20 protein-coding genes and 1 tRNA gene are annotated in these 22,557 nt (G+C 65.5%); 6 read left to right on the top strand and 15 right to left on the bottom strand.

Features of this window, described 5'->3' with window-relative positions:
* Positions 1 to 344: 344 nt before the first annotated feature.
* The 9 genes from KU884_RS17950 to rpsU all read right to left on the bottom strand — a co-directional run bounded on the left by KU884_RS17950 (position 345) and on the right by rpsU (position 10,041).
* The gene (locus KU884_RS17950; protein ID WP_167783898.1) at positions 345 to 2,135 is read right to left on the bottom strand and encodes a DUF927 domain-containing protein; all 1,791 of its coding nucleotides are present in this window, start codon (positions 2,133 to 2,135) and stop codon (positions 345 to 347) included.
* Positions 2,132 to 3,043, bottom strand: a complete 912-nt coding sequence (locus KU884_RS17945) for a toprim domain-containing protein (RefSeq protein ID WP_167783897.1) — start codon at positions 3,041 to 3,043, stop codon at positions 2,132 to 2,134. Before KU884_RS17945 ends, KU884_RS17950 begins: the two co-directional genes overlap by 4 nt.
* Positions 3,044 to 3,055: 12 nt before the next feature.
* Complete coding sequence (locus KU884_RS17940; protein WP_167783896.1) at positions 3,056 to 3,274, bottom strand: AlpA family transcriptional regulator; 219 nt, start codon at positions 3,272 to 3,274, stop codon at positions 3,056 to 3,058.
* A gap of 593 nt (positions 3,275 to 3,867) precedes the next feature.
* A complete protein-coding gene (locus KU884_RS17935; RefSeq protein ID WP_167783895.1) occupies positions 3,868 to 5,109 on the bottom strand; it encodes an integrase arm-type DNA-binding domain-containing protein in 1,242 nt (413 codons plus the stop codon).
* Positions 5,110 to 5,450: 341 nt separating this feature from the next.
* A tRNA-Ile gene (locus KU884_RS17930) sits at positions 5,451 to 5,526 on the bottom strand.
* A 102-nt stretch (positions 5,527 to 5,628) separates the two neighbouring features.
* Positions 5,629 to 7,452, bottom strand: coding sequence for an RNA polymerase sigma factor RpoD (rpoD, locus tag KU884_RS17925; protein WP_167783894.1), 1,824 nt, complete (start codon positions 7,450 to 7,452; stop codon positions 5,629 to 5,631).
* A gap of 89 nt (positions 7,453 to 7,541) precedes the next feature.
* Positions 7,542 to 9,284 carry a DNA primase gene (gene dnaG, locus KU884_RS17920; RefSeq protein WP_167783893.1) on the bottom strand — a complete coding sequence of 581 codons (1,743 nt, stop codon included), beginning with the start codon at positions 9,282 to 9,284 and terminating at the stop codon, positions 7,542 to 7,544.
* A gap of 65 nt (positions 9,285 to 9,349) precedes the next feature.
* Entirely contained in the window at positions 9,350 to 9,805 is a 456-nt protein-coding gene (locus KU884_RS17915) for a GatB/YqeY domain-containing protein (protein WP_167783892.1), read from the bottom strand.
* Positions 9,806 to 9,825: 20 nt separating this feature from the next.
* Positions 9,826 to 10,041 carry a 30S ribosomal protein S21 gene (rpsU, locus tag KU884_RS17910; RefSeq protein ID WP_167783891.1) on the bottom strand — a complete coding sequence of 72 codons (216 nt, stop codon included), beginning with the start codon at positions 10,039 to 10,041 and terminating at the stop codon, positions 9,826 to 9,828.
* A 180-nt stretch (positions 10,042 to 10,221) separates the two neighbouring features.
* Here rpsU and tsaD point away from each other — a divergent pair, with 180 nt between their 5' ends.
* Entirely contained in the window at positions 10,222 to 11,253 is a 1,032-nt protein-coding gene (gene tsaD, locus KU884_RS17905) for a tRNA (adenosine(37)-N6)-threonylcarbamoyltransferase complex transferase subunit TsaD (protein ID WP_167784337.1), read from the top strand.
* Between the two features lie 30 nt (positions 11,254 to 11,283).
* Here the strand turns inward: tsaD and plsY are convergent, their stop codons facing one another.
* Entirely contained in the window at positions 11,284 to 11,877 is a 594-nt protein-coding gene (plsY, locus tag KU884_RS17900; RefSeq protein ID WP_167783890.1) for a glycerol-3-phosphate 1-O-acyltransferase PlsY, read from the bottom strand.
* A 102-nt stretch (positions 11,878 to 11,979) separates the two neighbouring features.
* Here plsY and folB point away from each other — a divergent pair, with 102 nt between their 5' ends.
* Genes folB through KU884_RS17880 form a run of 4 tightly spaced genes read left to right on the top strand, consistent with a single transcriptional unit; the run spans position 11,980 to position 15,137 of the window.
* Positions 11,980 to 12,339, top strand: coding sequence for a dihydroneopterin aldolase (folB, locus tag KU884_RS17895; RefSeq protein WP_167783889.1), 360 nt, complete (start codon positions 11,980 to 11,982; stop codon positions 12,337 to 12,339).
* Positions 12,339 to 12,839, top strand: a complete 501-nt coding sequence (folK, locus tag KU884_RS17890) for a 2-amino-4-hydroxy-6-hydroxymethyldihydropteridine diphosphokinase (protein WP_167783888.1) — start codon at positions 12,339 to 12,341, stop codon at positions 12,837 to 12,839. The genes folB and folK overlap by 1 nt, the downstream gene beginning before the upstream one ends.
* A complete protein-coding gene (locus KU884_RS17885) occupies positions 12,836 to 14,038 on the top strand; it encodes a class I SAM-dependent methyltransferase (RefSeq protein ID WP_254432114.1) in 1,203 nt (400 codons plus the stop codon). The genes folK and KU884_RS17885 overlap by 4 nt, the downstream gene beginning before the upstream one ends.
* Before the next feature lie 37 nt (positions 14,039 to 14,075).
* The gene (locus tag KU884_RS17880) at positions 14,076 to 15,137 is read left to right on the top strand and encodes an adenylate/guanylate cyclase domain-containing response regulator (protein WP_167783887.1); all 1,062 of its coding nucleotides are present in this window, start codon (positions 14,076 to 14,078) and stop codon (positions 15,135 to 15,137) included.
* 545 nt (positions 15,138 to 15,682) lie between these two features.
* Here KU884_RS17880 and KU884_RS17875 read toward each other — a convergent pair.
* The 3 genes from KU884_RS17875 to KU884_RS17865 all read right to left on the bottom strand — a co-directional run bounded on the left by KU884_RS17875 (position 15,683) and on the right by KU884_RS17865 (position 19,550).
* The gene (locus KU884_RS17875; protein WP_167783886.1) at positions 15,683 to 17,092 is read right to left on the bottom strand and encodes an alpha/beta hydrolase; all 1,410 of its coding nucleotides are present in this window, start codon (positions 17,090 to 17,092) and stop codon (positions 15,683 to 15,685) included.
* 280 nt (positions 17,093 to 17,372) lie between these two features.
* Positions 17,373 to 18,587 carry a multifunctional CCA addition/repair protein gene (locus KU884_RS17870; RefSeq protein WP_254432113.1) on the bottom strand — a complete coding sequence of 405 codons (1,215 nt, stop codon included), beginning with the start codon at positions 18,585 to 18,587 and terminating at the stop codon, positions 17,373 to 17,375.
* Positions 18,588 to 18,590: 3 nt separating this feature from the next.
* Positions 18,591 to 19,550: a complex I NDUFA9 subunit family protein gene (locus KU884_RS17865; RefSeq protein ID WP_167783885.1), complete on the bottom strand. Its 960-nt coding sequence runs from the start codon at positions 19,548 to 19,550 to the stop codon at positions 18,591 to 18,593.
* A gap of 147 nt (positions 19,551 to 19,697) precedes the next feature.
* On the opposite strand from KU884_RS17865, the gene KU884_RS17860 reads away from it, so the two are divergent.
* Entirely contained in the window at positions 19,698 to 20,489 is a 792-nt protein-coding gene (locus tag KU884_RS17860) for a sulfite exporter TauE/SafE family protein (protein ID WP_167783884.1), read from the top strand.
* Positions 20,490 to 20,510: 21 nt separating this feature from the next.
* On the opposite strand, the gene KU884_RS17855 is transcribed toward KU884_RS17860, so the two are convergent.
* On the bottom strand, positions 20,511 to 21,080 hold the full coding sequence (locus KU884_RS17855; RefSeq protein ID WP_167783883.1) for a YfaZ family outer membrane protein: 570 nt from the start codon (positions 21,078 to 21,080) through the stop codon (positions 20,511 to 20,513).
* Positions 21,081 to 21,193: 113 nt separating this feature from the next.
* Positions 21,194 to 22,537 carry an acetyl-CoA carboxylase biotin carboxylase subunit gene (gene accC / locus KU884_RS17850; RefSeq protein ID WP_167783882.1) on the bottom strand — a complete coding sequence of 448 codons (1,344 nt, stop codon included), beginning with the start codon at positions 22,535 to 22,537 and terminating at the stop codon, positions 21,194 to 21,196.
* Positions 22,538 to 22,557: the final 20 nt, after the last annotated feature.

Here is a 22,557-nt window from a genome sequence, read left to right as displayed (position 1 = left end):
GTCCAATCGTCTCCACCGCGAGGGCCAATGCCTCCACCGGCCACGCTCCGCGCCCCATGGGCTCCAGGTCTTCGCGAAACTCCCACGCCATAGTGGACAGGGGCTCACAGCATCCGGCTTGATTGGCCGCCGCCACCAGGCTCTGCAGTCCCGCTAGCAGGGTGGCGCCTTCGGCGTTTGCCGCTTCGTCCGTGACGTTTGCGGGGTTACTGGGGTAACCGGGGTTACTGTGCTGTTTTTGCGGTGGTTTTTCGGTTACCTCAGTGGGGTAGCCTCGGGTAACCGGGGTAACTGGGCGGGCTCTCCGGGGCCGCTCACGGTTAGCGGCTTTGGCTAAGGCCTGTTCAAGCGTCATCGTCGCCGCCCTCCGGGTCGATGGCGTACAGGGCGGCGGTTCGGCCTTCCACCTTGATGCGCTTCGAGCGTTTGCCCGGGTCTGCCGCTGCCAGCCACCTCGCTGCCTCTAAGGCGTCTGCAATACGGCGCGTTTCGAATCCGCTGGCGGCCTCGCGTAGCGCCCCGGCCGTGAAGTACCAGACGCGGCCGTTTTCCGTGTCCCGCCAGTAGCCGGCCCGGTCCCGTATCCCGCTCCCCGACGTATCGAGGCTGGAGAATCGGGCATCGCCGTGGCGGTCCAGGAAGTCGCGAACGGCGTTCAGGATTTGCTGGTCTTCGCCGTGTCCCCCGCCGCGCAAGTCCGCCCAACCATCCAGCGCGAACGCGGCCGCTTCCAGGGCTTCCCCCGTTTTCCAGCCGGTAATGCCGGCTTCCGTGGCGAGCTCCCCGGCCGTCGCCACCAGCGCGAACGCGGAACCTGCCCGCCCTGCTAGCTCGCCGGGTTCCTGAAACCATTCATGCGCCTGGGTTCGGGCTAGTCTTTCAGGCAAGTCGTGATCCTGGTCTATCAGCCACTCAACAAACGCGGGCCCGGCGTGGCCGTGGTGGCGCTCGCTGGCTTGCTTGAGGGCGTCGGCAAATGCCCGGCCGTCCGGGTGGCCGTGCAATTCATCAAAGGCGCCGTGGCTTTGCCAGGTGGCTGGAACGTCTAGAAGTCGTGCGCTTTGCCCGGACTTCACCCGGCCCCCGGCTTCGCCCATGTGCCCGGCTAGGGTTCGCTCCCCGGACGAAAGGGCGACAACGCGCCACCGCGCTGCCTGGCGGCTCCCGCCTTCCCGGCGTGCACGTTGCTTCCCGTGCCCGTTGGCCAGGGCATAAACAACGCCCCCGATTTCGCCGGGGTCGGCTTCGCTGATTTCATCCAGGATGATGGCCGCGTCATTCAATGCCGCCGCCGTAGCTTCCAGCCCGTTCCCGGTGGCTCGCCAGGTGCGGACGAATCCGGGGCCGCCCCAAACGCTCGCCGCCGCCTGTAGCGCGGTGGTCTTTCCTTTGCTGGAGTCCCCCACCAGGTGAAACCCGTGTCCTCCGGCGTCGCGTTGGGCGGCTGCCTTGAGCAGCGGGCCCGCCAGCGCGGCGGATACCGCTAGTATTAGGACAGGGTTACCCCGGCAGGGCGCCGCCACCGTCTCCCGCCATCCTTGGAGCGTTCCGGCTTGACGGAAGTCGTCAACTCCGGGGCTTTCCGTTTGGTGTCGGACGTTCTCCGCCCCAATGGTGCGGCCGGGCAGTACGAAACAACGCCCGGTCTCTATGTCGTGCCAGCCGGTGCGGCTTGCTGCCATGATTCGGTCACGCGGGTGTTGGGCGCTCAACCACTCCAGGAACCGCGCCCGGTGGCGATAGTTGATGTCAAAACCCATGTCTAACAGCTCTTCGCGAATCCGGGTGCCGTCGCCCCCTAGAAGGCGCTTCGGCATGGCCCATTCCCGCCACCGGCCGGAATCGTCGAGGAACCGCAGAAGCCGCCCGGCCGAACAGCCGTTTTCGTCGTCTGTTCGCGCTACAGCATGGATTGGCCGGGCAATCCAAGTGTCTACGGGATCGCTGTCTTCACCCTGCCCGCGCTGGTGCCAGTACAAGCCGGGCTGTCGCCGCTTTCCGCTCACGGTGAACCAGTCGTCATGCACCGCGTACCCCGGCCGCTCTATCTCTGGTTCGGACGGATAACGTGGCGGGGTCTCGGTTGGGTCGTGCCCTTCGATGCGGGCCACGTTCCCCTGGTCGTCTTCGCTCATGCCTGCCCCCTTTGCGCGTAGTCATTGAAGTCCCCGGTCGGTGGCATGGCCACCGTTCCGCCTACTGCCCGCGCCGCCGCCCGTGAAGCCTTCTCGCCCACGGGGTCGGCATCGGCGCATAGCACAATCGGCAGCCCCGGCCACCGGCTTCGGGCCGCCATTGCGACGGCTGCTAGGTTCCCGGCGTCGACGGCCGCCAGCACCAGCGCGTACGGCTCCAGGGCGTGAACGCTCGCCGCTGTTGCCCATCCTTCAGTAATAAGCAGGCGGGGCGCGTTGGCCCCTTTGCCTGCCACGGGGATGGCGCATGCTTGCTTCCGGCCACCGGATAGCAGGCGCTTCCCGCCGTCGCCGTCGATGAATTGCAGCGACGCCAGGGCGCCGGCGAGGGTGAACAGCGGGAGTACCAAGGCATCCCCCAGTTGGCGGGCCTTGAGCGGTGGTACGCCCTTGCGGGCAAGGTAAGGATGGGATGGGTTGGCAGGCTTCGCCCTCGCCCATAGACGGCGGGCCTTGTCGGCTGCCTGGCGGTGGCGTTCGGCCTGTTCGGCGTCCCGCTGCATTCGGGCCTCCGCCATTTGCTGACGGGCCTGTTCGCGCTCCGCTTCTGTCCCCGGGGCACGGGCTCGCCAGGTGGCGGAGACTCCCGCTTTCCAACTCCCGAACACGGCAGCCGGTATGCCGTCCAGGTGGATGACGCACCAGCCGTTGAGGGTGCCGGGCTTGTCGCCGTCTACCCTGTAGCGGTGCAAGAGGCCGTCAGCCTTTAGCGCGTCCACCCCTTTGGCGGGGGTGACGCCGTAGGCTTCCATGGCCTGGGCTATGGCGGGCAGGGCGTCAGGGGCGGTATAATCAGCACGTAGCTTCCCCTTATCGCCCGGTGCCCCCCGGGCGTTTTCGTTTCTCATGGTTTGCCCCCCTCACTCGCCGGACGCGGCAGTGGGGCGGTTCGCCAGCCATTCGTAAATGGATGACGCCCACCAGCCTCGGGCACGGGGCCCCAGCTTGATGCCAATGGGGAAGGTGCCCTGGTCCATGTCCCGGTAAATGCTGGAGCGGCCTTTACCGGTGACGTGCGAGACTTCGGGCAGCCGCATGATGCGGTCGGGGGTGGCTGGGTGATCGACCCTTTCAGGCATGAAAACGCCTCCAGTTGAAGGCGCTAGGCAGGGCGGTTGTTGAGCCACCGCGACCAGTGCAGACCACTGGCGACCAGTCACGACTAGTCGCCAAAGAACAAGAGGTGCTTGTTCCGGCCGTCACCGTCGCGGTAGCATCTTCAGTGCGATAACCTAGGTTATCGCTGCTAGTTCTAACTATCCGCTCGCCTAGCGCGGGTTTACATGTCTCCCCCGGGGTGTTGCAGCACCGTCCGGGGGTTTCTCTTTGTGCTGTATGTAAGCACAGCTCGGATACTATCAGCGCCTTAACTCTTGTTACTACCCTCGACTTGCCGAGACTTTCTGTAGCGTCCCACTGGCGGCGGTGCATGGTAGAACATTCCATCTCGTCCGGTTTTGCCCAAGGCTTGCGCTAGCGTCCCATCGCCGCACTCAACAGGTTGTGGTATTCGTGCCGCCCGCCAGTCTTTCCGGCGCGCCTATCACAGATGAACTCAACAGGTTGTAGTGCCGCGCGATTATTGCAGCCCCGGTGAGCACCTTCCCCAAGGGTGTCATAGTGTCCCGCCGGGCTTCTGGATATTTTTTGCGTGCCCGGCAAGGTCTGGAAGTCATCGGTAATTCCCTCGGATTGGAGTCACCGTCCCCCCGCCGTCGCGGAGTTCGTCCAGGTAGCTCGCCCAATGCCGGAGCATGTCCCGGCGTTGCTCCATCCAATGCGCGCGGTTGTAGCTTCTGCCGTGCATGTCCCTGACGGCATGGCCTAGCTGGAACTCCACCAGTTCCGCCGAATACCCCAACCGCTCAACCAGAATGGTGCGCGCCGCCGCCCGGAATCCGTGGGCGACCATTTCCCCGCCGTAGTCCATACGCTTCAGCGCCGCGCTTAGCGTGTTCTCCGACATGGGGCGTTCACTGGTGCGTCCGGATGGGAAAACAAAGGGCCCGCGCCCGGTGATGGGGTCGAGGCTCTTAAGGATGGCCACCACCTGGGGCGGCAGTGGGGTTACCCGGCCTTCGCCGCCTTTGGATACCGTATAGGTCCAGGTCCCCGCCTCCAGGTCGAGCGAATCCCACGTCATGTTGCGGAGTTCGCCAGGGCGGCAGAACAGCATGGGCAACAATTGCAGGGCGGCCCTTGTGGTGTACTGCCCCCGGTAGCCGTCCACGGCGCGGAGTACCGCCCCTAGTTCGGTGGGGTCCACAATCGCCGGGTAATGGTTTGCCCTCGGGGTGGCTAGCATTCCCTGCAGGTCTAGCGTGGGGTCACGCTTGGCCCGCGCCGTGGCAATGGCGTACTTCATGACGGCGGAAACGGCGGATTTCACCCGTACGGCCGTTTCTATCCGTCCAGTTCGCTCCACCTTGCGCAACGCCTCCAGCACTATGGGCGGCTCTATCTCCGATACCGGGCGCCGGCCAAACTCCGGGAAAGCGTGTTGCTCCAGCCGTCGCCACTGCCGCTTGGCCTGGGAGTCGGTGACTTTCTTACGGTAGACGGTGTCCCACCATTCGGCCGCCACGCTGGCGAAGTCATTGGCGTGGGCGCGCCGTGTTGCCTGGCGTTCAGCGCGTCGGCTGGCCACCGGGTCGATACCCTTGGCCAGTAGGGCACGGTATTCGTCGCGTTTCTCCCGGGCCGTCGCTAGTGTCGTTTCGGGGTAGCTCCCCAGCCCGGCCGCCGTCGCCTTGCCGTTGGGGCGGGTGTATCGGAGTTGCCACGTCTTCCGCCCGTCCGGCCTCACCACCAGGACCAGCCCGCCACCATCGTAGAGTTTCGCCTGTTTGCGTCCCGCCGGGCACTTCGCCGCCTTACACTCCCCGGCCGTTAGCTGGTTCAGTCCCCTGGCCATACTGCCTCCGGTTACCCCGGTTACCCCGGGGCATTTTCTCGGGTAACCGCTGAAACGCCCGTATGGCGCGGCGGTTACCTTGGTTACCCCGGTTACCCCACGTTTTGCAGGGCCCGGCGTCTGTTCCTTGTTTGGGGGTATTGAGGCGTTCACGCGATACCCTTTCCCGGGGTATCGGCTTCGCAGATGGGCTTTTTCCCCTGTGCGATACCCCGTGTTTGAGGCTACACTACATGGGACGCTAATGGATACATTGGAACGAAGAATCCCCGCATGGCGGGGGTTTCAGGGGATTTTCAGGTGGGGGTTTGGACTTTCGGGGATGGCTTGAAACGCGAATGTGGTGGGCCCGGCTGGATTCGAACCAGCGACCAAGGAATTATGAGTTCCCTGCTCTAACCACTGAGCTACAGGCCCGTCGTTTCCTGTCGCGGAGGCGTTTGCGGGCGGCCGACGCAACGCCGCCCTGCGGAAAACCGCAGGGCGGCAGTATAGCGTCGGGTGTTGCGGGCGTCAGCCTTACTGTTCGTCCAGGAAGCTGCGCAGGGATTCCGAGCGGGTCGGGTGGCGCAGCTTGCGCAGAGCCTTGGCTTCGATCTGGCGGATGCGCTCGCGGGTGACGTCGAACTGCTTGCCCACCTCTTCCAGGGTGTGGTCGGTGTTCATGTCGATGCCGAAGCGCATGCGCAGCACCTTGGCTTCCCGCGGCGTCAGGCCGCCGAGAACCCCGCGGACGGCCTCTTTCAGCCCTTCGCGGGTAGCGGAGTCCACCGGCGACATGACGCCGATGTCCTCGATGAAGTCGCCCAGATGGCTGTCCTCGTCGTCGCCGATGGGCGTCTCCATGGAGATCGGCTCCTTGGCGATCTTGAGCACCTTGCGCACCTTGTCCTCGGGCATCTCCATGCGCTCGGCCAACTCTTCCGGTGACGCCTCGCGACCCATCTCCTGGAGCATCTGCCGGGAGATGCGGTTCAATTTGTTGATGGTCTCGATCATGTGCACCGGGATGCGGATGGTGCGCGCCTGGTCCGCAATGGAGCGCGTGATCGCCTGGCGGATCCACCACGTGGCGTACGTCGAGAACTTGTAGCCACGGCGGTATTCGAACTTGTCCACGGCCTTCATCAGGCCGATGTTGCCTTCCTGGATCAGGTCCAGGAACTGCAGGCCGCGATTGGTGTACTTCTTGGCGATGGAGATCACCAGGCGCAGGTTGGCCTCCACCATCTCCTTCTTGGCGCGGCGGGCCTTGGCCTCGCCGATGGACATGCGGCGGTTGATCTCCTTGATCTCGCCCACGTCCAGCCCGGAGAGGTTCTGCAACTCGCGCATCTGCTCCTGGGCATAGTAGACCTGGTCCTGGAGTTCCATGAGCTTGTCGGTGTCCACGTCGTCCCGGACCTTGACCTCCTCGAAGAAGCTGCCGTCGGCTTCGCGGCCGGGGAAGCTCTTGAGGAACACCTTGCGCGGCATGCCTGCCTTGCGCACGCAGGACTCCATGACCACCCGCTCCTGGCGGCGGATGCGCTCCACGGCCTTGCGCAGCTGGTCCACCATGGCCTCCAGGATGCGCGGCGGGAACTTGATGCGCAGGAACAACTCCGCCATTTCCTCGCGCTTTTCCTGCAGCCGGGGGCTGTCTACACCCTCGTTGGCAAGAATCTCCTGGGTCTCGTCGTAGAGCTCCTGGATGCGCTGGAATACCTCGCGGGCCAGTTCCGGGTCGGGGCCGGTGTCCGCGGCGGCGGTGTCATCGCCGTCATCATCGTCGCCGGCTGTGTCTTCCAGGGTGGTTTCACGGGTGGACTCTTCCTGCGGCTCGCCCGCCTCGCGGAAATTGGCCACCAGATCGGCCAGGCGCTGCTCCTCGTTCTCCACCCGATCAAAGCCCTTGAGCAGGAAGCGGGCGGATTCGGGGTAGGCGGCCAGGGCGGTGACCACCTGATCCAGGCCTTCTTCGATGCGCTTGGCCAGCTTGATCTCGCCCTCGCGGGTGAGCAGCTCCACCGTCCCCATTTCGCGCATGTACATGCGCACCGGGTCGGTAGTGCGGCCGAACTCGGCGTCCACGGCGGCGAGGGCGGCCGCCGCCTCCTCTGCGGCTTCCTCGTCGTCCGGGCTGGTCACTGCGGAGTCGTTCAGCAGAAGCTCGTCGGAATCCGGCGCCACTTCGTGGACGGTGATTCCCATGTCGTTGATCATGCTGATGATATCTTCAATCTGCTCGGGGTCGACGATGTCATCCGGCAGGTGATCGTTCACTTCGGCATAGGTCAGGAAGCCCTGCTCCTTGCCTTTGGCGATCAATTGTTTAATCTGAGACTGCTGATCCTGGCTCATACCCACTCGCTACCTGGATGGTTGGCGTATTGCCCCACGCAAAATGAACCGGCCATTATAGCGCTTCGCGCATAATTTTCCAGCCCGTGTCAAGTTGTCGGCCCCTTGCGCCGACGCAGTAACTCCAGCCACTCCGCCTGCTCGTCCTCGGTCATCCGCCCGCTTTCCCACTGTTGATGCAAGTATTGCAGGCGCTGTTCGTTCAGCAATCCGTCCAGACGATTCATCGCCCCCTTGAACTCGGCTTCCGCGCCTCCCTCGGGGACCAGGTGGTCCCAGGCGGCGAGCTTCCACAGGGCGGACTCGAACGGATCATCGCGGAACCGTTCCAGTATTGCTCCAGTCTTTAAATGCGGCTGTTCCTGCAGCAATTCAAGGACCTGCGCCAGCAGGTCCGCGCCCGGCTGGTCCAGGTCGCGGAAACGCTCGGGTTCGCCGCCCTTTTCTGCCAGTTCCGGATGCTGCAGCAGTAGCGCGATGGCGACCCGCACGGCCGTGCGGCGCTGCGGTTGTGCCTGGCGGCGCGGCGTGTGTGATGTCGTGGCGGGCGCGGCATCACCCGCCACGGCGCGTTCCACGTGAGCGCGGTCAACCCGGGCATGCCGCGCCAGCTCGTCCACCAGCAGGTCGCGGAACACGCCCTGTGGTGCACGAGCGATCACCGGCGCGCCGCGTTCCACCAGCCGCGCACGTCCGTCCACGGTGTAGAGGTCCGCGTCGCGGCCGAGTTCCCGCAGCATGAATTGCGACAGGGATTCGGCGTCGGTCACCAGCGCCTGGAACGCCTCGGCGCCCTGTTCGCGGACCAGGGAGTCCGGGTCCTCGCCGTCGGGCAGGAACAGGAAGCGCGCCTGGCGATCGTCCCGCAGCGCCGGCAGGGTGTTCTCCAGGGCGCGCCATGCCGCCTGGCGGCCGGCCTGGTCGCCGTCGAAGCAGAACACTACGTTCCGGGTGGCGCGGAACAGGCGTTCCACCTGGTCGGTGGTGGTCGCCGTGCCCAGAGTGGCCACGGCATTGGGCAGTCCCTGTTGAGCCAGTGCCACCACGTCCATGTACCCCTCCACGACCAGGATCGGATCCGGGTGGCGCTGCGCTTCCAGGCACTCGTGGAGGCCGTAGAGCTCCCGGCCCTTGTGGAAGACCGGCGTCTCCGGGGAGTTCAGATACTTGGGTTCGCCGTCGTCCAGCACGCGACCGCCGAAACCGATGACGCGGCCGCGCCGGTCGCGGATGGGGAACATGATGCGGTCACGGAAGCGGTCATAGACACTACCCGAGTCCTTGCGGATGGCGAGCCCGGCACGGATCAGGTCCTCCTCATGGCCGAGTTCCCGCAACACGTTGTCCCAGCCCGGGGGCGCGAAGCCGATGCCGTAGCGGGCGGCAATGTCGCCGCTGAGACCACGGCGGCGCAGGTAGGCCACGGCCCGCTCCCGGTCCGGGTGTTGCCGCAGCCACTGGCGATAGGCATTGCCGGCTTTGTCCAGCAGCGGATACAGGCTCGCGGCTTCCGGGTTGGCCGGTGCCCGCGCCTCCTTGGGCAGTTCCATGCCCACCTGCCGCGCCAGCGCCTCCACCGCCTCGGGGAAGCTCATGCGGTCGTATTCCATGAGAAAGCGCACGGCCGTGCCGTGGGCACCGCAGCCGAAGCAGTGGTAGAACTGCTTGCTCGGGCTCACGGTGAACGACGGGGTTTTTTCGGTGTGGAAGGGGCACAGGGCCTGGTAGTTCGCCCCGGCTTTCTTGATGGCCAGCCTCGAGCCGATCAGCTCGACGATGTCCACGCGGGCAAGCAGGTCGTCGATGAACTGATCCGGAATGCGTCCAGCCATGGCGGGCACCTCTGGGACGGGACACTGGTGGGGCGGACCCCGGAGGTGTGCCAGGCCCGTGCGGATCAGCCCTGCAGGCGCGCCTTGATGCGCGCGCTGGCCTGACCCAGATCAGCGCGGCCCTGCAGGCGCGGCTTGAGCAGCCCCATGACCTTGCCCATGTCCCGCAGGGATTCGGCCCCGCTCGCGGCGATGGCCTCGTCGATGAGCGCATCCACCTCGTCGTCACTGAGCGGCTGGGGCAGGAACTCCTGGAGGATCGCCAGTTCGTACTCTTCCTGCTCGGCAAGATCGCCGCGGTTCGCTGTACGATACTGCTCGATGGACTCCTGCCGCTGCTTCACCATCTTGCTGAGAATGGCGATCACGTCGGCGTCAGCCAGTTCCGTGCGCTGGTCCACCTCGTGCTGCTTGATGCCCGCGGTGACCTGGCGCAGGGTTGCCAGGCGTTTGCTGTCACGCGCGCGCATAGCCTCTTTCACCGCCGTGTTGATGCGGTCCTTCAGGGCGCTGTCAGTCATGGGTGCGATCCCGACGGTGTTCAGTACATGCGCTCGCGGCGCTGCTGTTCGCGCTGGAGCTTCTTGGCGTGCCGCTTGACCGCCGCAGCCTGCTTGCGCTTGCGCACCTGGGTGGGCTTCTCGTAGTGCTCGCGGCGACGCACCTCGGAGAGGATGCCCGCCTTTTCACAGGAGCGCTTGAAACGGCGCAGGGCGACTTCGAAATGCTCGTTTTCCCGTACCTTGACGATCGGCATGCAGCGACTCACCTTCCTTCGATTCAGTATGGACCATCGGTGGAATGCAGTGATTCCACAGCGGGCGCGGTATTCTAGCCAGCAACCGCGGCGAACACAAGAAGGGCAATGCCCCGCTCACGCAACGGATCGCTTGAGCCTGCTAGAATGCCCGCCGGCATGGAACGAGAGAGAGCCTGGATGCGGGTGCTGGGGATCGAGACCTCCTGTGATGAGACCGGTGTTGCCATCTACGACGGCAGCGCCGGACTCCTTGCCCACGCGGTGCACAGTCAGGTGGACCTGCACGCCACCTATGGCGGCGTGGTCCCCGAACTGGCTTCCAGGGACCACGTCCGCCGCGTGCTGCCGCTGACGGAGCAGGTGCTCGCGGAGGCCGGCCTGGCGCGCGAGGACATCGATGCCGTCGCCTATACCCGCGGCCCCGGGCTGGTGGGTGCGTTGCTGGTGGGTGCTGCCGTGGCGCGCAGTCTCGCCTGGGCGCGAGGACTGCCGGCGCTGGGTGTGCATCACATGGAGGCGCATCTGCTGGCGCCGCTATTGGAGGATGACCCGCCAGCGTTCCCGTTCGTGGCCCTGCTCGTTTCCGGGGGCCATACCATGCTGGTGCAGGTCGCCGGGGTAGGCCGCTATCGCCTGCTGGGGGAGTCCGTGGACGATGCCGCCGGCGAGGCCTTCGACAAGACAGCCAAACTCCTCGGTCTGCCGTACCCGGGCGGGCCACAGCTGGAGCGTCTGGCGTCCCGGGGTGAGCCGGATACGTACCGTTTTCCGCGTCCTATGACGGACCGCCCCGGGCTCGATTTCAGCTTCAGCGGCCTGAAGACCTTCACGCGGAATCTGGTCCGCGATGCCGGCGATGACCCGCAGGTGCGTGCCAACATCGCGCGCGGGTTCCAGGACGCCGTGGCCGACACGCTGGCCATCAAGTGCCGGCGAGCACTTCGGGAGACCGGCGTGCGCAGGCTGGTGGTGGCCGGGGGAGTCAGTGCCAACCGAGCACTGCGTGAGCGTTTCGCGGTCATGGCGCAGGCCGAGGATGCCACAGTCCACTATCCGCGTCTGGCGCTGTGTACCGACAACGGCGCGATGATCGCGTACTGCGGCTATCTGCGTCTGAGTGCCGGCGAGCGGTCCGCCGCGGCTTTCGATGTCACGGCGCGTTGGCCACTTGAAGGGCTGATCCCGCCCGCGGGAGAGAATGTCGGCTGAGTTCCGTTCGCCGGGCGTCGTTCCCGCCGATCAGTCCTTTTCGCCGATCTTTTTCTCGGTGCCGTTCAACAACGCCTGCAGATTTCCCTGATGGCGCCAGAAAGTGATGACGGTAACGGCGAGCATGCCGAAGAGGATGGCCTGCGGCGCGCCGAGATAGGCCAGGTAGAACGGCGCAAGCAGGAACGACACCAGCGCGGCCAGCGACGAGTAGCGGAACAGGGCGGCGATCAGCAGCCAGGTGCCCACCGTCAGCAGAAGCGCCGGCCATGACCAGGCCAGCAGCACCCCCAGACCAGTGGCCACACCCTTGCCACCCTGAAAACCGAAGAAAACGGGATAGAGGTGTCCCAGGAAGGCAGCCAGTCCGGCCAGAGCAACCGTCACGGGGTCCAGTCCCAGCAGCACGGCAAGCACCACCGGGATCACTCCTTTGAGGAAATCCCCCAGCAGGGTGATTCCGGCGGCGGTGCGGTTGCCTACCCTGAGCACGTTAGTGGCGCCCGGATTCCGCGATCCCTCGTTGCGCGGGTCGGGCAACCCCATGGCCCGGCAGGTGACGATGGCTGCCGAGACGGAGCCGAACAGGTAGGCGGCGATGATGATGACGGCATCAATGATCATGGCCGGTATTGAATGGGTTGCGCCCGGCCGGGTCAAGTCGCCGGTGGCCGGGGAGGCGGCCGGGGCGCTATCATCGCCGTTCGCCACGACGGAAGCAGGACGATGGATGTTGTCTTTATCCAGGAACTGAAAGTGGACACCGTAATTGGTGTGCGCGACTGGGAACGCCGGGTGCGCCAGACGTTGGTGCTCGACCTGGAGCTCGGCTGTGATGCTGCGGCAGCGGCGGCCACCGACGCGGTGGACGATGCCGTCGACTACGACGCCGTGCGTCGCCACGTCGCCGAGTGGGTGGCCAATGCGGGCTGCCAGCTGGTGGAGGGTGTTGCCGAAGGGGTGGCCACGGAACTGCAGCGCGCCTTCGGAGTGCCCTGGTTGCGCATCCGGGTGGCCAAGCCCGGCGCCGTGCCCGGGGCGCGGGCGGTAGGGGTGTCCATTACCCGCGGCGAGGAGTCGCGGTGATGGTGCGTGTCTACGTCAGTGTCGGTTCCAACATTCAGCCGGCCCGTCATGTGCGCCGGGCCCTGCAGGACCTGCGCCGGGAGTTCCACGAACTGCAGGTGTCTCCGGTCTATGCCAGCGCTGCCGTGGGTTTCGACGGCGACGACTTTCTCAATCTGGTGGTGGGTTTCGATACCGGCGATACCCCGGAGGGAGTGGCCGAGCGCCTGCGGCGCATCGAGGACGCCAACGGACGCGTGCGCGGTCCGGAGCGCTACGCTGCCCGGACCCTGGACCTGGATGCGCTCACCTATGGTGACCAGTCCGTGCGCTCCGGGCGACTGATCCTGCCCCGGGACGAGATCACCCGCTACGCCTTCGTGCTGCGCCCGCTGGCGGACATCGCCGGCGACGAACAGCACCCGGAGCTCGGACGGACCTATGCCGAGCTGTGGGCAGCGTTTGATGCCCGCGACCAGCCGCTGCGCCGGGTGTCACTGGACGACATGGAGTCCGGATGAGTCAGGGTGTTCAGGCTGAAACCGGTCTGCCCGCCGACTGGCCGGCTCCCGATCCGGATGCTCTGGCCCTGAGTCGGGAGTTGTCCGCGCGATTGCGCGAGCGCATGGAAACACGCGGATCGATGCCCTTCGACCTCTGGATGGAGGGCGTGCTCTACGAGCCGGGGTTGGGTTATTACAGCGCGGGTCAGGAGAAGTTCGGCGCTGCCGGTGATTTCATTACCGCCCCACTGGTTTCGCCCCTGTTTGCCTGGAGCCTGGCGGGGCAGTGCGCGGAAGCACTGGAAGCGAGTCAGGGTGACGTCATCCTGGAACTGGGCCCCGGTGACGGCGCGCTGGCGGCGGACCTGCTGGCCGAGCTGGAGCGCCAGCGGCGGCTTCCGCGGGAGTACTGGCTGCTGGAGCGCAGCGGCAGCCTGCGGCAGCGGCAGCACGAGCGGCTGCAGTCCAGCGTGCCCCATCTGGTCGACCGCGTGCGCTGGCTGGATGCACTGCCGGATGCCCCGCTGCGTGGGGTGATTCTGGGCAACGAGGTCATGGACGCCCTGCCGGTGGTACGCTTCCGCCGGGATGCCGGTGGTATCTCCGAATTCCATGTCACCGTCAGCGGGGATGCCTTCGGCTGGGCTGTTGTTCCCGCTCGGGATGCCGTGGCCGCTGCCGTCCAGGCCATCGAGCGTGACGTGGGGGCCGCCCTGCCGACGGGCTACGAATCCGAGCTCTGCCTGCAGTTGCCCGGATTCATGGCAACCCTCGCGGAATGCCTCGCCGACGGCCTGCTCCTGATGGTGGATTACGGCTATGCCCGCCGCGACTACTACCGCGCCGAGCGCAGCCAGGGCACCCTGGTGTGCCATTACCGCCACCGCGCCCACTGGGATCCGCTTCTGGTCCCCGGGCTGCAGGATGTCAGCGCCTTCGTCGACTTCACCGGAGCGGCCCAGGGTGCGCAGGATGCCGGGCTGGCGGTGCTGGGCTATGCCACCCAGGCCCACTTCCTGATGGGCGCCGGCGTCACGGCGTTGATGGAGGCGCGGCAGGGGGGCGATGCCATGGCCCAGGTGCAGATGGCCCAGCAGGCAAAGACGCTGCTGTTGCCCGGCGGAATGGGCGAGCGTTTCCGGGTTCTGGCGGCGGGGACATCAGGAATGCCGACGCCATCGGGGTTTTCGCTTTATAATCACCTCGAAAGTCTATGAACTCCGTCACAGTACGGCATGAGGCAACAGGAAGCGGATGATGATGGCAGCGGCGTCCCAGCGCCGGGTTCTCGTGCTCGCCGGCGCGCCCACGGAGAGCGGTCCGACGGCGAGAGAGATTCTTGAGCCGGCGGGTTTCCTCGTGGACTACGCCACGGATCCGGACTCGGCACTGGACCTCGCCCGACGTGAGAACTACGACGCCTTCCTGCTGAACGTGGAAAACCACGGCGAGGAGGGGATCGCCCTGTGCCGGCAGCTTCGCGACGAGCCGGGCTACTATCTGTCACCCATCCTGCTCACGGCGAGCGCCAACGATCGCGCCACCTGGCAGACGGCCTTTGCCGCCGGTTGCGATGACCTGTTGCGCCTGCCGCTGGAACCCGTGGTGGTGCGGGCCCGGCTGGTGAACCTGCTGGAGAAGGCCGACTACGCTCAGGAACTGGAGCGGGTGCGCGCCAATCTGGCCCGCTACGTCTCGCCGCGGCTGCGGCAGATCGTCCAGGAGGCCTCACCCGGCGCCGGCCTGCCGCCACCGGAGCAGCAGCACGTGTGCATTCTGTTCTCCGACATCCGCGGTTTCACCGCCCTGGCGCAGAGCATCCAGCCGTCGCAGCTGTTCGCCTCCGTGAGCCGTCACCTGGGCAGCCAGGTGGAGGCGGTCTATGCCCACGGCGGCTACGTGGACAAGTTCGGTGGTGACGGCATCATGGCGGTGTTCGACGGTAACGCCATGGCCGAGGACGCCTGCGCCTGCGCGCTGGAGATGATCCAGGCGAACCAGGCCATGCAGGCCGAGGAGCTGTCCATTCCCCTGGGTATCGGCATCCACGAGGGTCCCGTTGTGGCGGGCAACATCGGCACCGGCGAGCACCTCGACTACACCGTCATCGGCAACACCGTGAACCTCGCCGCCCGCCTGTGCGGCTGGGCCAGCCCGGGTGACATCGTCGTCTCGGAGGCTGTACGCCAGGCCATCAACGGCAGCGGCGAATTCACCTGCATCGAGCCCCGCACCGCCAACATCCGCGGCCTCAACGAGGCCATCACCCTCTACCGCCTCGAGGGGGATCCCCCGGCAACCGCCGGCGAGCGTTGACCGGCCACACAGCAACCGGCTGACAAATTCGACGTAGACGTAGGGTGGACCTTCAGGTCCACCGTGCATGCGTCAATGAGCCGCCTTGGCTTGCAAGCCGGGGGAAGGTGGACCTGAAGGTCCACCCTACGCGTCCGCCCTACCTAGCCCGGCCGCTTACGGCGATGATGAACAGACCCGTAGGGTGGATCTTCAGATCCACCGGGTGTGATCCCGCATGGGGTGCCTTCACGGCGGTGTCTTCTGGAAAGGATTAGATGTGGCGGCTGGTTGGCCAAGTGCTACCGCCGATCCTGGCGAGGCAAAGTCGTAGCACGAAAGAAGGCGGATCTGAAGATCCGCCCTACAGCTACCTGGCCGGTCTGTTCATGACGTTAGTGAACGACACACCAATGCATCAGGAGGCACACTGCTTAGATGCCCAATACAGTTGCCGTGGCTGTTGAGCATTGAGGGGGAGAGGAGTTGCAAGGCCCATGAGCCAGAAGACGCTGACCGAGAGCAGCGATCTGCTCTCGGCCGCGCCTACAAAGAGGTTGGGTATTTTACCCCTCGCTACATTGTGGCAGTCCCGGGCGTTCGATCGCCGTAAATTCGCAACCATAATCATCGTCGGCGATGGACGCCTCGTCCATCGGGTCACCGGCCGGCTCATCATCATCGTTGACCCAGCCGAGGAAGTCAGCGACGGCGGTTTCGATCTCTGGATCAGCGAAATCGCAATGGCCGGGTGCCCGAATGGCCCGCTGCACCAGCATATCCCCGTTACCGTTGTCTTCGGCCCGTTGCCGGTAGAGTTTTTGATGCTCGAAGGGAACGAAGAAGTCACCCAGCGTATGCATGGTTAGGACCGGTACGTCGAATTCGCCCTTAATCAGGGGCAGCCAGCGTACCCCGTCATCACGAAGCGGATTGACGCCGTCGTCGGCGGCCACTCGGGTGATTTCCATATCGACTACTTCGTCGGCGTAGGTGCGATCGGTGTTGTCGTAGATGTTGCGGGCAAGGATGCCGGTTACCGTGCCGTCACCGCCGCCGGTTCCCAGGACCGCGAACTGCCAAGTGGACTGCGCGAAGCCTTCCTCGAAGATCGGCCGGTCACCGCCTGTCAGCTCTCTAGCGACTTGCTTCAGCCGTTCGCCCTGGTCAGTGGGTTCGGAGAAAATCGGATTATTGTCGCCGTCGAGTTCGAAAAGAGCCGCCAGGACCATGGGCAGATCTTCCGGAAAATCCTGGTGCTCGGCGTCATCGAAGCCGGCCAGTAGGTGGGCGACACGGGTGTAGTCGCCGAGCCACTGGAACTGGTTCTGCTCCGCCTGGCAAAGGGGTAGTGCACCCTCGTACGCCACTGGCGTGGCGGCTCTCTCGAGCGTCTCCCGCTCGACTGCGGCCGCAGCAGTGTGACCACCCAGAGAATTACCGGCAATCAAAAACTGTGCCGGCTCGTCGTAAGATGGGCCACCGTCGGCTTCGATAAAATCGACCACGTTGATGGCCAAAGTGTTGGTATCCTCTATCGCCGCGCGGACGTCGTAGAAATTCGCCGAATAGGTCGACGCCGCCCATGCGTAACCGGCTTCGATGACGGCGTTCCGGAATGCCACTCTGGGGACGACCCCGGGGAGCTCCTCGCCTTCACCGCCGAAACCACGAGTCCACATGATCAGCCCGTCGCCATCCCAGCCTTCGGGGATCTCCACGGTGTACCCCGCTTCCCCTTGAATGCCGTCGTACGTCCCCCAGTAGCGCATCGCACTCTGTACGGCTTCGTTGGCTCCTTCGGCGTCGCCCTCGAAAGAAAGAGACTCTTCAACACTGAAGCTTCGCTCGTCATGTTCGCGTTCCGCGGTTTCCACCGTGTCGTCGTCATCACTACTACTACTGAAACAACCCGTCAGTGCAAGCGCGCTGACGGTTGCCAGTCCGAATACCGAGGCTAGTCGCTTGTCCACCATGTGGTTCTCCTCCGGAGATTTGTTCTGTATTGAAAGGGTTTTGTTCTGCTTGGCGGAATTCCGTTTCAATAAATCCTGTCCGATTTAAAACGTCCGTTGAGCAATGAGTCAAGAAGATTGTGTGATGCGGCAGTGCGGCACTATTGGTGTTTGTTGCGGTGCATGAGGAATGACGCAGGATGTTTCGGGGGGCGTGTTGCCAATTCAGGCGGCTGGGGCGGTGAGGGTGCTCGCGATGCAGCGGTTCTTAAGGGCTCGCTGGTGGACCTGAAGGCCCACCCTACGATTCGGCCAATAGCTCCTCGATGGTCTGCTGGCGGGCTTCGCGGACGGCGTTGGCGATGGCGGGGCCCTTGAGGCCCTGGCGGGCGAATTCGCCGCCGGTGATGGGGCGGGTCGAGTGGAGGCAGCGTTCCAGGAGCAGTCGCGGCGGGTAACCTGTCTCCGGCACCACAACCTGGCTTGCCCGGGCGTCGAGTTCCGCCGTGCGCAGCAACTGGTGGAAGCGGTCCGGTCGGCGGAAGGCGTCCGCGTGTTCCAGCAAGCCGAGGATCTCGCCCGCCGTCAGGCTGCGGGCCCGGTGGACGCTGTGCAAATGGGCGGCGGCCGCCTGGGCCAGGTCGCGGTAGGCGTTGGGGATGCGCAGCCGGTCGGCGAGACCGGCGATGGCCCCGGCGCCGTGGATGGCGTCCAGATCCTGCAGAGTCAGGGCGAGCAGGGCTTGTGGATCGCTATCATGGGCGGCACCGGTATCCAGTGCCTTCATGGCATAGTGCCCGGCGTCGATCTGCTCGCCGTTGAGTGTGGTGCGCATGTTGCCGAACAGCCCGTCCACCTCCGGCATGATTCGCGCCAGGGCGCCGCACCCCCGGAGGACGCCGAAAAACGCCGAAGGCCGGGGTTCGGTCAGCGCCTTGTCCAGTTCCTGCCAGACGCGCTCCGGTACCAGGTGATCCACTTCGCCGTCGTCCACCATGCGCCGGCACAGATCCACGGTGTCGTCGGCGGGTGCGAAGCCCAGCGGCGCGTAGCGGGCGGTGAAGCGGGCCAGGCGCAGGATGCGCACCGGGTCTTCCTGGAAGGCCGCGGAGACATGGCGCAACCGCCGGGCCTGCAGGTCGTCGTGGCCCTTGAACGGGTCAACCAGGGTGCCGTCGGGGTGCCGGGCCATGGCATTGACGGTGAGATCCCGCCGCGCCAGGTCCTCCTCCAGTGTCACGTCCGGCGCGGCGTGGAAGCTGAAACCATGATAACCGCGGCCGGTCTTGCGCTCCGTGCGGGCAAGGGCGTATTCCTCGTGGGTCTCCGGGTGGAGGAACACCGGGAAGTCCTTGCCCACGGGGCGAAAACCCCGGGCGGTCATGTCTTCGGGGGTGGCGCCGGTGACCACCCAGTCCCGCTCGGTGACCTCCCGGCCAAGGAGTTCGTCGCGCACCGCCCCGCCCACCAGGTAGACGTCCAGGCCGTCAGTGTTGCTGTCCCTGCCCGTAGCCAAGGTTCAGCGCCGGGCCATCTGCCGGAACTGATTGTAACGCTGTCGCTCGGTCTTTTTGCCCAGGTATCCGGGCACGACGGCATTCATGCCGGTAGGCTCGATGCCGAGCTGCGGCAGGTTATTCACCGCGCAGACGTTGTCCACGGTGGCGGACAGGTAGTTATCCATGGAGTAGGGCTTGCCCGGCACGCGCTGCAACACCTTCGCCTGCAGGCGGCTGAGCCGGTCACTGCAGGGCCAGACGACGCGGCGAATGCCGGCGGTTTCCGCGGTGTAGCGCACCAGTTCCTCCAGGGTGTACGTTTCCGGCCCGCACAGGTCGTAGCTTTTGCCGAAGGTGTCGCTGTCCTGCAGCGCAGTGACGAATGCTTCGGCGACGTCACCGACGTAGACCGGGCTGAAGCGCGCCTTCGGCGTGGGCAGGGGGAACACCCCCGCGGAGAGTTTGAGCAGCCTTGCGAACTGGTTGAAGAAGTTGTCCTCCGGGCCGAAGATCACCGACGGCCGGAACACCGTGACGTCCAGATCGTCGGCGGCAAGCACGTGCTGCTCTGCCTCGCCCTTGGTCTGCTGGTAGTAGCTCGGCCCGTTCTCGGCGTCGGCCCCCAACGCGCTCATGTGGAGCAGCCGCCGGATGCCGCTTTCCCGACAGGCGGCGATGATCTTGTCGGTGAGTTCCACGTGGGCGCGACGGAAGCCGCTGCCATCAAAGCCCTTCTCGTTGAGAATGCCCACCAGGTTGATGACCGCGTCACACTCGTCGAAGAGTTCGCGCAGCCGGTCCGGCTCGTGAACGTTGGCCTGGATGAGTTCCAGTCCCGGCACCACCAGGATCTGCTTGGTGCGCTCGCGGTAACTGGTGGGAATACGGGAATGGATGCCCCGATCGTGCAGGCGATTGGCGATATGGCGGCCGACAAAACCGCTACCGCCCAGGATGCAGACCCGTTGCATGCGCGTCATGAACTGCCGCTCCTCTTCCGGAAGGATGGATCGTGTGCCGCAAGTCTACCAAGAGCCACGCTCTTGCGTCGGCTTCGATGTCCTTTCACATGCAGGGGGCGCGGCAAGTCAGTACCCTGTGCGCTGATCTCGGACCGGGAGGCGTCCATGCTGGAGGCATTGCTGATCTATCTGCTGGCCGGGGCCGTGGCGGGGCTCATCGGCGGCCTGTTCGGGCTGGGTGGCGGCGTGGTGATGGTGCCGGTGCTGTTGCTGGTGTTCACTGCCCAGGGTGTGCCCGAGGCGGTGATGATGCACATGGCGGTGGGCAGTTCCCTGGCGGTGATCGTCGTGACGTCGCTGTCGTCGGTGCGCGCTCATCATCAGCTCGGCGGGGTGTTGTGGCTGGTGTTCCTGCGCCTCGTCGGCGGGATTGCGGTGGGCGCGTTTCTCGGTGCCTGGGTTGCGGACCATCTGTCCTCCGGCGCACTTCAGAATGTCTTCGCGGTCTTCATCCTGGCCGTGGCGGTGAAGATGGCGTTTTCACTCAATCCGCGGGCTTCCGGGCGCATGCCCGGAACGCCGGCGCTGAGCGGTGTTGGCGGTGTGATCGGTGGCCTCTCGGCGCTGGTGGGGATCGGTGGCGGGACTCTGACGGTGCCGTTTCTCACCTGGGCCGGCGTCACCATGCGCCACGCAGTGGGAACGTCAGCCGCTTGCGGGTTGCCCATCGCCCTGGCGGGGGCGGCCGGGTTCATGATCACCGGCTGGGGGCGCCCGGAGCTACCGACGCTGGCCACGGGCTACGTTTACTGGCCGGCGGTGGCAGGCCTGGCGCTCGCCAGCGTGTTCTTCGCGCCGCTGGGCGCTCGCCTGGCACATCGGCTGCCAGGCGAGCTGCTACGCCGGCTGTTCGCGGCCCTCCTGGTGCTGGTGGCCCTGCGCCTGCTGATTGGTTAGCGCCGGTGTTGGCCACCGGGCTCAGAACTGGAGCCGCAACCCCGCATGCAGCCCGTCGTCCACCCGCTCGTCGCGGAAGGTGTCCATGTGGAACTTGATCTGGCGGTAGCCGACGAAGGCGTGGGCCCCGCTGACGATCTCGGCCTCCAGTCGCACATGCCCCTCGGTGACGCGGTCGGCATCGCCGCCGGTGGTGATGTTGGGGGAAATGTAGCCCTGAAGGACCACGGCCAGCGGGATGTTGGCCGGGATGCCGATGCCGACGTTGCCGCCGACGGCCAGCGCCGCCACGGTCTCCTCGGAGCGGTCCAGATCGGCGCCGTACAGCTTGACGCCCACGCCGAAGGTCACCGGCTGCCAGCGCCCTTCCACCTCGTTGTTCACTGTCAGGAACAGGTGGCCGAGGAGGTCCTTGTCTTCGTTGTAGAGCACGCCACCGCCGTAGCGGGCGCTCTGATTGCGTCCCTGCGAGGTGCGATCGGCGAGGATCGCTTCCGCCATCTCGTCACTGAGGGCGATTTCCAGCTCCTGGGCCTGCAGGCTGCCTGCGGTGCCCAGGAGAACGAGCGTCAGAAGGACGCGACGCAGCATGGTGCTCTCCTGCCTGATCAGCGTGGTTTACGCGTGGCCAAGTGCCGGCCACGCCCGGGCGAGGCCGATTAGACGCCGACCGCCCCGGTGGTAGCAAGTGTCGGCGGTGGACGTCAGAGCTCCGCCAGGCGCTTCTCCAGGTAATGAATGTTGGTGCCGCCCGCCTGGAAATTCGGATCCAGCAGGAGTTCCTGGTGCAGGGCGATATTGCTCTTGATGCCACCGATGACGATCTCCGCCAGCGCCGTGCGCATGCGTGCAAGCGCCGACTCGCGGCTGTCCCCGTGGGTGATCAGCTTACCGATCATGGAGTCGTAATAGGGCGGTACGCTGTAGCCGGAGTAGATGTGCGAATCCACTCGCACCCCCGGGCCGCCGGGCGCATGGTACTGGGAAATCTTGCCGGGAGAAGGTACGAAGGTGCGTGGGTCCTCGGCGTTCATGCGGCACTCGATGGCGTGACCACGCACGACGATGTCCTCCTGCCGGTAGGACAGCGGCGCCCCGGATGCCACCCGCAGTTGCTCTCGCACCAGATCCACCCCCGTGACCATCTCGGTGACCGGGTGCTCCACCTGGATGCGTGTGTTCATCTCGATGAAGTAGAAGTTGCCGTCCTCGTAGAGGAACTCGAAGGTGCCGGCGCCGCGGTAGCCGATTTCCCGGCAGGCAAGCGCACAGCGTTCGCCGATTTCACTGCGCTGTTCCTCGGTCAGCCCGGGTGCGGGGCTCTCCTCGATCACCTTCTGGTGGCGGCGCTGCATGGAGCAGTCCCGCTCACCCAGATGGATGGCGTTGCCGTGGTGGTCGGCGATGACCTGGATCTCGATGTGGCGCGGATTCTCCAGGTACTTTTCCATGTATACGGTGGCGTTGCCGAAGGACGAGCGCGCCTCGTTACGCGTCACCGATATGGCGCCGAGGAGGTCGGCCTCCTTGTGCACCACCCGCATGCCGCGGCCGCCACCGCCGCCTGCCGCCTTGATGATCACCGGGTAGCCGATGTTCCGCGCCAGCTCGAGATTGCGGCTTTCATCATCATCCAGCGGGCCGTCGGAGCCGGGAACACAGGGGATGCCCGCTGCCTTCATGGCCTCGATGGCCGCGACCTTATCACCCATGACGCGGATGGTCTCCGCCAGCGGGCCGATGAAGGTGAAGCCGGAGTGTTCCACCCGTTCGGCGAAGTCCGGGTTCTCCGACAGGAAGCCGTAGCCCGGATGAATGGCGTCGGACGCCGTCACCTCGGCGGCACTCACCAGCGCCGGGATGTTCAAGTAGCTCTCGGTGGACGAGGCCGGGCCGATGCAGACTGTTTCATCCGCCAGGCGCACGTGCTTGAGGTCCCGGTCGGCGGTGGAGTGCGCCGCGACGGTGCGGATGCCGAGTTCGCGGCAGGCGCGCAGGATGCGCAGGGCGATCTCGCCGCGGTTGGCAATGAGAACTTTTTCCAGCATGAGCAGGGAACCCCGGAGTC

The sequence above is a fragment of the Aquisalimonas sp. 2447 genome (assembly GCF_012044895.1).
Lineage (GTDB): Bacteria > Pseudomonadota > Gammaproteobacteria > Nitrococcales > Aquisalimonadaceae > Aquisalimonas.
The sequence above is the reverse complement of the archived record's forward strand: the minus strand, read 5'-3'. Positions and strand labels throughout refer to the sequence as shown.